This window comes from Providencia sp. JGM181 (genome assembly GCF_018257375.1).
GTDB lineage: Bacteria > Pseudomonadota > Gammaproteobacteria > Enterobacterales > Enterobacteriaceae > Providencia > Providencia lanzhouensis.
Map to the genome: position 1 here is coordinate 1 of NZ_JAERJY010000118.1, position 11,549 is coordinate 11,549.

The following is an 11,549-nucleotide window of genomic DNA, read 5'->3' on the forward strand; positions in this document are numbered from 1 at the left end:
ACAGATATACTACTTTAGTGGTATATATTTTCATTAATTATAAATTTGACTATTAAAAATAAGGTTTAAATTCGCAAATCATATTTATTAAATGTTAATGAATAATTATAAAACGACCTCAAACCTGCCTTTCTCGATATTTGTACAGTGTCTTCGATGTGAAACGTCAAAGAATGACTATTTTCTTCATAATAACGCCAAAAGTTAGTTTACCTACTAGGTAGTATGTATTTTTGATAGTTAGCTAATTAATATTCACAATAAATAATCATATAAAAAGTACGGTTTATCAGTCTCTTTTAGCAGTTTTTGGTTGGGCAATGTAAAGGAAATAAACATGGTTGATATCACCCGTAGGGGAGTTTTAACGGGGGCTTGGCGTAATGCTGCACCCGTAATTCGACCACCATGGAGTGGTAGCGAAGCACGTTTTATTGAACAGTGCACTCGTTGTAACCAGTGTATCAAGAGTTGTGAAACGGCAATTTTGCAACCAGGTCCTGGTGGCTATCCCATGGTCGATTTTCAGCGTGGTGAATGCACATTCTGTTATGCATGTGCAGAGGCCTGTCCTGAGCCTATATTCCTTCCTCAAAATACCCAGCCTTGGAATATCAAGATTGCCATTGGGCAACACTGTCTGGCGTACAAATCGATTGAATGTCGTCGTTGTGAAGACAGTTGTGAGCCTCAAGTGATCGCCTTTCGTCCATCACTGGCCGGTATTTACCAGCCAAACATTGATATGCAGGGTTGTACAGGTTGTGGCGCATGTGTCGCAGGATGTCCTGTATCAGCCATTACCATGGAGCATGAAGATGCACAATAACTGGCAAGTTTGCAGTTTGATTGTTCAAGTCAAAAGTGAACGCATTCCAGCTGTGACAGATGAATTACATCAAGAACCCAACTGCGAAGTGGCTATTTCCTCCCCTGAAAATGGCAAGTTAATTGTGGTTGTGGAAGGGGAAGACAGCAAAACGCTTTTAGATACTATCGATTTTATCCGTGATATCGATGGTGTATTGGATGTTTCACTGGTTTATCACCAGCAGGATGAGCAATGTGAGGAAAAAGTATGAAACTCAGTCGTCGTAGCTTTATGAAAGCCAATGCGATAGCGGCCGCTGCTGCGGCGGCAGGCGTTGGCGTACCAAGTATTGCGAAAGCAGTGGTTGGTCAGCAAGAAAGCATTAAATGGGATAAAGCACCTTGCCGTTTCTGCGGTACAGGCTGTGGGGTTTTAGTTGGAACGCAAAACGGACGTATCGTTGCGAGCCAAGGTGACCCTGAAGCTCCTGTAAACCGTGGTCTGAACTGCATCAAAGGCTATTTCCTACCAAAAATCATGTACGGAAAAGACCGTTTAACTCAACCGCTTTTGCGTATGAAAGACGGTGAGTACGATAAAAACGGTGAATTTACCCCAATTACATGGGAAAAAGCCTTTGATGTGATGGAAGAGAAAGTCAAAACCACCCTCAAAGAGAAAGGTCCTGAAGGTATCGGAATGTTTGGTTCCGGTCAGTGGACGGTTTGGGAAGGTTATGCTGCATCCAAACTATTTAAAGGTGGCTTCCGTTCAAATAACTTAGACCCAAATGCACGTCACTGTATGGCATCAGCGGTTGTAGGCTTTATGCGTACCTTTGGTATGGATGAACCGATGGGCTGTTACGATGATATCGAACATGCAGATGCTTTCGTGCTGTGGGGTTCGAACATGGCGGAAATGCACCCAATTTTATGGTCGCGTATCACCAACCGTCGTCTATCTAACCCTGATGTTCGTGTCGCTGTACTGTCTACATTTAAACACCGTAGCTTCGAATTAGCGGATAACGGCATTGTCTTTACGCCGCAATCAGACTTAGTGATCCTCAACTACATCGCTAACTACATTATTCAAAACAATGCGGTGAATCAGGACTTCCTTGATAAACACGTTAATTTACGTCGTGGGGTTACTGATATTGGTTATGGTTTACGTCCAACGCATCCTTTAGAGCAAAAGGCGAAAAACCCAGGTTCAGATGCCTCTGATCCAATGACATTCGAAGAGTACAAAGCGTTTGTTGCGGAATATACCCTCGACAAAACGGCTGAAATGACGGGTGTTCCGAAAGATCAGTTAGAAGCGTTAGCTAAGCTGTATGCAGATCCTAATGTGAAAGTCGTTTCCTACTGGACAATGGGCTTCAACCAGCACACGCGTGGCGTCTGGGCGAATAACTTGGCATACAACCTGCACTTATTGACCGGTAAAATTTCTCAACCAGGTTGTGGACCGTTCTCCTTAACAGGTCAACCGTCAGCCTGTGGTACTGCGCGTGAAGTGGGGACGTTCTCTCACCGTTTACCAGCCGACATGGTGGTCACCAACGAAAAACACCGTGAAAAAGTGGAAAACGTTTGGAAATTACCTGCGGGAACTATCCCAGAAAAAGTGGGATTACACGCTGTTGCTCAAGACCGCGCATTGAAAGATGGCAAGCTCAATTTCTATTGGGTGATGTGCAATAACAATATGCAGGCGGGTCCAAATATTAATGAAGAGCGTATGCCGGGCTGGCGTGACCCACGTAACTTTATCGTGGTGTCAGACCCATACCCAACCGTCAGCGCACTTTCTGCTGACCTGATTTTACCGACAGCGATGTGGGTAGAAAAAGAAGGGGCATACGGTAACGCAGAGCGTCGTACACAATTCTGGCGTCAACAAGTGCCAGCACCGGGTGAAGCAAAATCTGACTTAATGCAGATGGTGCTGTTCTCTCGTCGCTTCAAAGCGGAAGACGTTTGGCCGGAAGAGTTATTAGCGAAGAAACCAGAATATCGCGGAAAAACGTTATACGACATTCTGTTTGCTAACGAATCAGTGACCAAATTCCCAATTACAGAACTGGCTGCTGACCAGCTGAATGATGAATCTCGTGAACTCGGCTTCTACCTGCAAAAAGGGCTGTTTGAAGAGTACGCAAGTTTCGGTCGTGGTCATGGTCATGACTTAGCGGATTTCGATGCATACCACAAAGCTCGCGGTATCCGCTGGCCAGTTGTGGATGGTAAAGAGACCCAATGGCGCTACAGCGAAGGTAATGACCCTTACGTAAAAGCTGGACAAGGTTTCCAATTCTACGGCAAGCCAGATGGTAAAGCGGTGATTTTCGCACTGCCATTTGAACCAGCCGCAGAAGCGCCAGATGCAGAATACGATTTATGGTTATCCACCGGACGTGTTCTTGAGCATTGGCATACCGGCAGTATGACTCGCCGTGTGCCTGAGTTGCATCGTGCATTCCCTGAGTCCGTGGTGTTTATGAACCCGCTGGATGCAAAAGCGAAAGACTTGCGCCGTGGGGATAAAGTGAAAGTGCTTTCTCGCCGTGGTGAAGTGCTCTCTACCGTGGAAACTCGTGGCCGTAACCGTCCACCAAAAGGTTTGATTTATATGGCATTCTTCGATGCATCTCAGTTAGTGAATAACCTCACTCTGGATGCAACGGATCCGCTATCGAAAGAGACGGATTACAAGAAATGTGCAGTTAAATTGGAAAAGGTGTAATTGCGTATGTCCCAGAAACCGAGTTCCCAGAATAGTCGCCGCCGTTTTTTGCGTGATGTTGCTCGCGCAGCGGGTGGACTGGCGGCTGTTGGTGTGGTACTGGGGCTTCAGCAACAAACCTCCCGAGCGAGCGGAGTGCATCTTCGCCCGCCGGGTGCCTTAGACGAAAGTGCCTTTGCAAGTGCCTGTGTGCGCTGTGGTCAATGTGTGCAAGCGTGTCCTTACGACATGTTGAAGCTTGCTACGTTGGCGTCTGGCATGGCAGCGGGTACACCGTATTTTATTGCTCGCGAAAACCCGTGCGAAATGTGTGAAGACATTCCTTGCGCCAAAGTGTGCCCAAGTGGTGCGTTGGATAAGGATATTGCTTCTATCAATGATGCTCGTATGGGGCTAGCAGTGTTACTCGACCAAGAGAACTGCTTGAACTTTCAAGGGTTACGATGCGATGTGTGCTACCGAGTTTGCCCTGTGATTGACGAAGCTATCACACTGGAACTTGAACAAAACCATCGAACCGGTAAACACGCGCGTTTCTTGCCGACAGTGAACAGTAATTACTGTACGGGGTGCGGTAAATGTGAACAAGCGTGTGTGCTTGAGGAGTCGGCAATTAAAGTATTGCCACGTTCGCTGGCGAAAGGGGAATTAGGTCACCATTACCGTTTTGGTTGGCTGGAGGGAAACAATGGCAAATCGTAAGCACGATGCCGGACGTGAGGCTCTGGCGAAAAAAGGGTGGTGGGGAAGCCATAAATGGTTGGTATTAAGACGTACCAGTCAGTTGTTAGTGTTAGCCATGTTTTTGAGTGGTCCGTGGTTAGGCGTGTGGATCTTACATGGCAATTACAGTAGCAGCTTATTGCTGGATACGATCCCATTGACGGATCCACTAATTACTCTTGAAAGCTTAGCAAGTGGTTACTTACCGGGGATCTCCGCGTTAATCGGTGCCGGGATTGTTTTGGGGGTGTATGCCCTGTTAGGAAAACGGGTTTTCTGTAGTTGGGTGTGCCCTGTTAATCCGGTCACGGATGCGGCGGCATGGCTACGTCGAAAATTCGAATTCAATCAATCCGCCACGATCCCACGTTACATCCGCTATGTTTTGCTGGGTGTCATTTTGTTGGGAGCGGCATTAACAGGTACGTTGCTTTGGGAATGGATTAACCCCGTTTCTCTGATGGGACGTAGCTTGATTTTTGGTTTTGGTAGCGGCGCTTTAGTTTTAGTTGCACTTTTTTTATTCGATTTATTGGTCGTGGAACATGGTTGGTGTGGTCACTTATGCCCACTCGGCGCACTGTATGGTGTCGCGGGGTGTAAAGGGGCTTTAGTCGTGACCGCCCATAAAAAAGAGCAGTGTAACCGCTGCATGGATTGTTTCCACGTTTGTCCTGAGCCGCAAGTTTTGCGCGTTCCGGTTCTTGATAAACAAGCCCCAGCACAGATCACGGCGAAAGATTGCACGACGTGTGGTCGCTGTATTGATGTCTGTTCTGAGGACGTTTTTAAAATAACACTAAAATGGAGTTCGGGAGCTAAATCATGAAAAACCCTGTCCTGAAAAGAACTTTAAGCCGTTGGATAGCGGGTATGGCCGTTGTCGTGAGCAGTTTTGCATGGTCGGCGAATGGCGTCGATCTGGCTCAATCACCAGAAGTGTCAGGCACACCAGAAAGTGGCATTCATATTCCTAAAGAGCAGGAAAAAATGGCACTGAACTACGTTAACCAGCCACCGATGATCCCTCACAGTGTTGAAGGGTATCAAATTACCACGAACACAAACCGTTGTTTGCAGTGCCATGGTGTGGAAAATTATCGTACCACTGGCGCACCACGTATTAGCCCAACACACTTTATGGATGCGACTGGTAAAGTATTAGGTGAAGTGGCACCAAATCGTTATTTCTGCTTACAGTGTCATGTTCCTCAATCTGATACTGCGCCGATTATCGATAATACCTTTACCCCATCTAAAGGCTTCGGGAAATAAGGGGCGGATATGACTAATAAAAGTGATAAACCGGGGATCATTCGCCGAGTTTGGCAGTGGTGGTGGCGCCCAAGCCGTTTAGCGTTGGGAACGTTGTTGATTATCGGTTTCGTTGGCGGTGTTATTTTCTGGGGCGGTTTCAATACCGGAATGGAAAAAGCGAACACGGAAGAGTTCTGTATTAGCTGCCATGAAATGCGTGAAAACGTCTACGAAGAGTATATGGATACCATTCACTATACTAACCGTAGTGGGGTGAGAGCGACATGCCCTGATTGCCACGTACCTCATGAGTTTGTGCCAAAAATGGTGAGAAAAATCAAAGCCAGTAAAGAGTTATACGGTAAGATTTTTGGCGTGATTGATACACCACAAAAATTTGAAGCTCATCGCCTAGAAATGGCGCAGAACGAGTGGCGGCGGATGAAGGATAATAACTCCCAAGAGTGTCGTAACTGCCACAACTTCGACTATATGGATTTTACCGCTCAAAAAAGTGTCGCTGCAAAAATGCATGACCAAGCGTTAAAAGACGGAAAAACCTGTATTGATTGCCATAAAGGTATTGCGCATAAGTTACCAGATATGCGAGAAGTGGAACCAGGCTTCTAAGAAATAGGCTAGCTGGCTAATTGAGTCAGCTAGCCTAAGTTGTATTTGTGATAAATCAATAAAATTACGTGGTTTTTGTGTATTGTAGCTATTATTAATGCACAGCATTTTGTGAGATAAATCGGGGCTATTAACTATGTGGAAAAAGCTTCACCAATTAGCAATTCCAATGAACTTATATAGAATATGTGGGCGACTGGCTCCATGGTTCATTGTGTTAAGTGTGATCTTTCTGGCGGTGGGCTGGGTTTGGGGCTTTGGTTTTGCACCAACCGATAAAACACAGAGTGATAGCTACCGGATCATCTATATTCACGTCCCCGCGGCCATGTGGTCGATGGGGATTTATGCCACTATGGCTATCACGGCGTTCATCGGTCTTGTGTGGCAGATGAAAATTTCTGAGTTAGCTATTGCTGCAATGGCGCCCGTCGGCGCTGTATTCACCTTTATTGCGCTTGTCACCGGCGCCACATGGGGTAAACCGATGTGGGGAGCTTGGTGGGTATGGGATGCGCGTCTGACATCTGAATTGATCCTGTTATTCTTATATGTTGGGGTCATTGCCCTGTGGCATGCATTTGATGACCGCCGTACAGCAGGAAAAGCGGCTGCCATTTTAGTGTTAATTGGGGTGATCAATTTGCCGATTATTCACTACTCAGTTGAGTGGTGGCAAACCCTGCATCAACCATCAACACGTATGCAAGAAAGCATTAACCCAGCGATGCGTACACCATTACGTTTAGCTATTCTGGGGTATTTATTCCTGTTTATTTCGTTGACGCTAATTCGTCTGCGTAACCAACTGTTAATGTTAGAGCGTAACCGACCTTGGGTACTGGAACTGATGACTAAGCGAGGAAATAGCCATGGGAGGAAATCATAATGAATAGTGCATTTGCCTCTTGGAGTGACTTCTTCGCCATGGGTGGATATGGATTTTATGTTTGGTTAGCGGTTGCGCTAACCCTTTTGCCATTAGCGGCACTGTGTATCCATACCTATATTCAACGAAAAATGATTTTTAGCGCGATTGTTCAGCAACAAGCGCGAGAAGCAAGACAAAAAGCCGCTAGAGCGCGCAGGGAGGGGATGTGAATATTCGTCGCCGTAACCGACTGTGGTTGGTTTCATCCATTATTTTAGGTGTTGGGCTGACTTTTTCATTGGTGCTATATGCCTTAAGTTCCAGTATCGACCTGTTTTATACCCCCGGTGAAGTGATTTACGGGAAGCGAGAAACGCAAAAAGTGCCTGAAGTCGGGCAGCGTTTACGCGTGGGTGGCATGGTGATGCCTGGCTCCGTTGTGCGCGACCCAGACTCGCTGAAAGTGACTTTTACCGTTTATGATGCGGAAGCCGAAATTGACGTGAGCTATGACGGTATCTTGCCTGATTTATTCAAAGAGGGGCAGGGTGTGGTGGTGCAAGGGGAATTAGAACCAAATAACCATGTGATGGCGAAAGAAGTGTTAGCCAAACATGATGAAAACTACACGCCACCAGAAATTGAGCAAGCGATGCAAGAAAACCATAAACGTCCTGCTGCAATGTATAAGGACAATGCATCATGATCCCTGAGATTGGTAATATCCTTCTGTGTTTAGCATTAGGGGTCTCTGTATTACTCTCTTTTTATCCTCTGTGGGGTGTGGCACGTAATGATGCCCGCCTGATGGCGGCATCTAGACCACTAGCTTGGCTGCTTTTCCTGTTTATCGCAGGGGCATTTTTAGTCTTAATTAATGCCTTTGTGGTAAATGATTTCTCTGTCACTTACGTGGCAAATAACTCCAACACGCAATTACCGATTTGGTACCGTGTGGCGGCAACATGGGGCGCTCATGAAGGGTCTCTATTGCTGTGGGTACTGCTCATGAGCGGCTGGACATTTGCGGTGGCGTTATTCAGCTACCGTATGCCTCTGGACATTGTGGCTCGAGTGCTCGCGGTAATGGGTATGGTGAGCGTTGGCTTTTTGCTGTTTATCATTTTTACCTCAAACCCATTCTCTCGCACCTTGCCCTCCTTCCCGATTGAAGGTCGTGACTTAAACCCACTGCTGCAAGACCCGGGACTGATTTTCCATCCGCCATTACTGTACATGGGCTATGTGGGCTTCTCGGTGGCATTTGCCTTCGCGATCGCCGCATTGCTCAGTGGGCGCTTAGATAGCTCCTTTACCCGTTTTGCACGCCCTTGGACGCTAGCAGCATGGTTCTTCTTAACACTGGGAATTATGTTAGGGTCGGCGTGGGCATACTACGAATTAGGCTGGGGTGGCTGGTGGTTCTGGGATCCAGTAGAAAATGCCTCCTTTATGCCGTGGTTAGTGGGAACTGCCTTAATCCACTCATTATCAGTCACTGAGCAGCGCGCCACCTTCAAAGCATGGTCGCTATTATTGTCGATATTTGCCTTCTCATTGTGCTTATTGGGCACCTTCTTAGTCCGTTCAGGCGTATTGGTTTCGGTGCACGCCTTTGCTTCGGACCCCGCTCGAGGGTTGTTTATTCTTGCCTTTATGGTGTTGGTGATCGGCGGCTCGCTATTAGTCTTTGCAATACGCGGTCATAAAGTACGTTCTAAGGTGAACAACGCATTATGGTCACGGGAATCCCTGCTATTAGGGAATAATGTGATTTTAACCGCCGCCATGTTGGTGGTGTTGTTAGGCACATTGCTGCCGCTTATCCATAAACAAATTGGTTTGGGAACGATTTCGATTGGTGAGCCGTTCTTCAACACTATGTTTATCGCCTTGATGGTACCTTTTGCGCTGTTACTAGGTATTGGACCGCTAGTGCGCTGGGGACGTGATCGTCCTGCGGCTATCCGCAAATTGCTGCTGATGGCGTTAGTGCTGACACTCATTCTCTCTTTCTTGCTGCCTTGGCTAATGCAAGACCGAGTTGAAGCGCTGACAGTGCTGGGCTTAATGATGGCGTGCTGGATTGTGATTTTGGCCTTCGCTGAAATGAAGGTGCGCATCAGTAAAAAAATTAAACTGACCTCAAGCTATTGGGGAATGGTGCTGGCACACCTTGGTTTGGCGGTGACTATCGTGGGGATCGCCTTTAGCCAGAATTACAGTATTGAACGTGATGTGAAAATGAAGCCGGATGATAGCATTGCTATTCGTGGATATACCTTTGTATTTAATGGGGTACATGAAGCGGATGGTCCAAACTATCAAGGGGTGATTGGTACTATCACGGTGAAAGAGAATGACAAGGTGCTCACCACGTTGCATCCAGAAAAACGTTTTTATAGCACCAGCCGTGCAGTGATGACAGAAGCCGCTATTGATGGCGGGATCACCCGTGATTTATACGCGGCTCTGGGTGAGGAGATCTCCCCAAATGTGTGGACACTGCGTTTGTACTATAAACCGTTTGTCCGCTGGATATGGGCGGGTGGCGTATTTATGGCAGTAGGCGCGCTATGCTGCTTGTTTGATTCGCGTTATCGTCGTCGCAAGCTACAAGGGGAAGCTGTATGAATCGCAAAGTCTTTTTAATTCCTTTTGTTATCTTTGCGGCGATTGCTGCCGTGCTGTTATGGCAATTGGTACGTAATGCGGAAGGGGATGATCCCCGCTTGCTAGAGTCTGCCTTGATTGGTAAGCCAGTGCCTGTTTTCCGTTTGGAATCTTTGGAAAATCCGGGACAGGAATATGACACCAAGGTACTGATCCAAGGGCAGCCAATTTTATTGAATGTCTGGGCGACATGGTGCCCGACTTGCCGTGCTGAGCACCAATATTTGAATCAGTTAGCATCGCAAGGGATCCGCGTTGTGGGAATGAACTATAAAGATGATCGCCAAAAAGCGATCGGCTGGCTGCGCGAATTGGGTAATCCATACGCATTAAGTTTATTCGATGGACAAGGCATGCTGGGACTTGATCTCGGTGTGTATGGCGCGCCTGAAACCTTCTTAATTGATGGGCAAGGGATTATTCGTTATCGCCACGCCGGTGCGGTTGATGAGCGAGTTTGGCAAAACGAGCTGAAGCCGCTGTGGGATCGTTATAGCAAGGAGGCAAATCAATGAAATATGTGATTGCCTTGATGATGTGGGCGCTCAGTGCAGGTGTAAGCTTGGCTTCCACGGAAGTTTTCACGTTCGAAAATGAGCAGCAAGAACAGCAATTTCGTAAATTAACGGAAGAGTTACGTTGCCCGAAATGCCAAAACAACAGCATTGCTGATTCTAACTCGATGATCGCTCTCGATTTGCGCCAAAAAGTGTATGAGCTGATGCAAGAGGGAAAAAGCCGCGATGAAATCGTCGATTATATGGTGGCGAGATATGGTTATTTCGTGACGTATAACCCGCCATTAACGCCGCTGACCGTGATGTTATGGGGAATGCCATTTGTGGCTATCGCTGTCGGAGGATGGTTGATTTACGCCCGTTCTAAAAAACGTGTCAGAGCCAGCCAAGTCGCCCAAAACGATGATGACGAGCCACTGCCAGAAGCGAGCCGTGCAAGTGCTTGGGTGTATGTCCCCGGTATTGTGATAGCGCTGGGTGTTGCAGGTGCTGCGTATTATGAAGTGGGTAGCTACAGCAAAGTGAAAGATTGGAATGTGGCTTATCAGCAAGCGCCAGCATTGTTAGATAGAGCGCTGAATGCCAATGAGCTTCCATTGAATAATGAAGAAATGGAAAACTTGGCTTTAGGTTTGCGTACTCGCCTTCAGGATGATCCGCAAAATATTGATGGCTGGGTGATGCTCGGTCGCATTGGGATGGTATTAGGTAACGCGACTATGGCAACCGATGCTTATGGACGTGCTTACCGCTTATCCCCTGACGATGATGCGGTCGCATTAGGCTATGCGGAAGTATTAACCCGTTCGTCAGACCCAAGTGATAACCAAGAAGGTAATGAGCTACTCAAAAAGCTGATTGCTAAGAACCGAACTAATGTTAAAGCGCTCAGTATATTTGCGTTTAATGCGTTCGAACAAGGGCGTTATCCCGAAGCAATTTCGGCTTGGCAGATGATGTTAAAGCTGTTGCCTGAGAATGATCAGCGCAGAGCGATTATTGAGCGCAGTGTCGAGCAATCGCTGATGATGCTTCATGAGAAAAAAGAGACACCGGAAGGTAAATAACGCTTTTCGGGGCATCTGGCATTAATGTGATTGAATAAAGGGAGCTTCGGCTCCCTTTATTTTTGATATAAGGGTGCAATGTAGTATTGGCGTTCTTTTAAAACTAAATGGTTTTTTAAAATTATATTATTTAGATGTTCTATTATAAAAAAGCGTCTGTATTTCATTGAACTATTATGATTGTTATTTAAATCTATTTGTTATCAAAGCATTAAGTAATTTACTCGAGTGACTGATATAAATCT

General features: G+C 46.6%; 13 protein-coding genes. All 13 read left to right on the forward strand.

What is annotated here, in order from left to right; translation table 11 throughout:
* The first annotated feature begins 337 nt into the window (after positions 1-337).
* Positions 338-829, forward strand: a complete 492-nt coding sequence (gene napF / locus JK188_RS13630) for a ferredoxin-type protein NapF (protein WP_108478306.1) — start codon at positions 338-340, stop codon at positions 827-829.
* Positions 813-1,082: a chaperone NapD gene (napD, locus tag JK188_RS13635; protein ID WP_006660695.1), complete on the forward strand. Its 270-nt coding sequence runs from the start codon at positions 813-815 to the stop codon at positions 1,080-1,082. Before napF ends, napD begins: the two co-directional genes overlap by 17 nt.
* Positions 1,079-3,565 (forward strand): nitrate reductase catalytic subunit NapA, encoded by a 2,487-nt coding sequence (gene napA / locus JK188_RS13640; RefSeq protein ID WP_211887816.1) that lies wholly within the window; start codon positions 1,079-1,081, stop codon positions 3,563-3,565. The genes napD and napA overlap by 4 nt, the downstream gene beginning before the upstream one ends.
* Positions 3,566-3,571: 6 nt before the next feature.
* A complete protein-coding gene (gene napG / locus JK188_RS13645) occupies positions 3,572-4,267 on the forward strand; it encodes a ferredoxin-type protein NapG (protein WP_036952102.1) in 696 nt (231 codons plus the stop codon).
* Positions 4,254-5,117, forward strand: a complete 864-nt coding sequence (gene napH / locus JK188_RS13650; RefSeq protein ID WP_211887817.1) for a quinol dehydrogenase ferredoxin subunit NapH — start codon at positions 4,254-4,256, stop codon at positions 5,115-5,117. The genes napG and napH overlap by 14 nt, the downstream gene beginning before the upstream one ends.
* On the forward strand, positions 5,114-5,563 hold the full coding sequence (gene napB, locus JK188_RS13655) for a nitrate reductase cytochrome c-type subunit (protein ID WP_036952098.1): 450 nt from the start codon (positions 5,114-5,116) through the stop codon (positions 5,561-5,563). The genes napH and napB overlap by 4 nt, the downstream gene beginning before the upstream one ends.
* A gap of 9 nt (positions 5,564-5,572) precedes the next feature.
* On the forward strand, positions 5,573-6,175 hold the full coding sequence (napC, locus tag JK188_RS13660) for a cytochrome c-type protein NapC (protein WP_036952097.1): 603 nt from the start codon (positions 5,573-5,575) through the stop codon (positions 6,173-6,175).
* A gap of 136 nt (positions 6,176-6,311) precedes the next feature.
* Entirely contained in the window at positions 6,312-7,064 is a 753-nt protein-coding gene (locus tag JK188_RS13665) for a heme ABC transporter permease (protein WP_132496675.1), read from the forward strand.
* Positions 7,064-7,276, forward strand: coding sequence for a heme exporter protein CcmD (gene ccmD / locus JK188_RS13670; protein WP_211887818.1), 213 nt, complete (start codon positions 7,064-7,066; stop codon positions 7,274-7,276). The genes JK188_RS13665 and ccmD overlap by 1 nt, the downstream gene beginning before the upstream one ends.
* Positions 7,273-7,752: a cytochrome c maturation protein CcmE gene (gene ccmE / locus JK188_RS13675; RefSeq protein ID WP_036952093.1), complete on the forward strand. Its 480-nt coding sequence runs from the start codon at positions 7,273-7,275 to the stop codon at positions 7,750-7,752. The genes ccmD and ccmE overlap by 4 nt, the downstream gene beginning before the upstream one ends.
* Entirely contained in the window at positions 7,749-9,680 is a 1,932-nt protein-coding gene (locus tag JK188_RS13680) for a heme lyase CcmF/NrfE family subunit (RefSeq protein ID WP_108478304.1), read from the forward strand. The genes ccmE and JK188_RS13680 overlap by 4 nt, the downstream gene beginning before the upstream one ends.
* Entirely contained in the window at positions 9,677-10,234 is a 558-nt protein-coding gene (dsbE, locus tag JK188_RS13685) for a thiol:disulfide interchange protein DsbE (RefSeq protein ID WP_036952089.1), read from the forward strand. The genes JK188_RS13680 and dsbE overlap by 4 nt, the downstream gene beginning before the upstream one ends.
* The gene (locus JK188_RS13690) at positions 10,231-11,304 is read left to right on the forward strand and encodes a cytochrome c-type biogenesis protein CcmH (RefSeq protein ID WP_211887819.1); all 1,074 of its coding nucleotides are present in this window, start codon (positions 10,231-10,233) and stop codon (positions 11,302-11,304) included. Before dsbE ends, JK188_RS13690 begins: the two co-directional genes overlap by 4 nt.
* Positions 11,305-11,549 lie beyond the last annotated feature (245 nt).

What these genes read in the sequence shown, in the direction of transcription:
- napF (WP_108478306.1), top strand. Translation starts at nt 338, where the DNA reads ATGGTTGATATCACCCGTAGGGGAGTTTTAACGGGGGCTTGGCGTAAT.
- napD (WP_006660695.1), top strand. Translation starts at nt 813, where the DNA reads ATGAAGATGCACAATAACTGGCAAGTTTGCAGTTTGATTGTTCAAGTC.
- napA (WP_211887816.1), top strand. Translation starts at nt 1,079, where the DNA reads ATGAAACTCAGTCGTCGTAGCTTTATGAAAGCCAATGCGATAGCGGCC.
- napG (WP_036952102.1), top strand. Translation starts at nt 3,572, where the DNA reads ATGTCCCAGAAACCGAGTTCCCAGAATAGTCGCCGCCGTTTTTTGCGT.
- napH (WP_211887817.1), top strand. Translation starts at nt 4,254, where the DNA reads ATGGCAAATCGTAAGCACGATGCCGGACGTGAGGCTCTGGCGAAAAAA.
- napB (WP_036952098.1), top strand. Translation starts at nt 5,114, where the DNA reads ATGAAAAACCCTGTCCTGAAAAGAACTTTAAGCCGTTGGATAGCGGGT.
- napC (WP_036952097.1), top strand. Translation starts at nt 5,573, where the DNA reads ATGACTAATAAAAGTGATAAACCGGGGATCATTCGCCGAGTTTGGCAG.
- JK188_RS13665 (WP_132496675.1), top strand. Translation starts at nt 6,312, where the DNA reads ATGTGGAAAAAGCTTCACCAATTAGCAATTCCAATGAACTTATATAGA.
- ccmD (WP_211887818.1), top strand. Translation starts at nt 7,064, where the DNA reads ATGAATAGTGCATTTGCCTCTTGGAGTGACTTCTTCGCCATGGGTGGA.
- JK188_RS13680 (WP_108478304.1), top strand. Translation starts at nt 7,749, where the DNA reads ATGATCCCTGAGATTGGTAATATCCTTCTGTGTTTAGCATTAGGGGTC.
- dsbE (WP_036952089.1), top strand. Translation starts at nt 9,677, where the DNA reads ATGAATCGCAAAGTCTTTTTAATTCCTTTTGTTATCTTTGCGGCGATT.
- JK188_RS13690 (WP_211887819.1), top strand. Translation starts at nt 10,231, where the DNA reads ATGAAATATGTGATTGCCTTGATGATGTGGGCGCTCAGTGCAGGTGTA.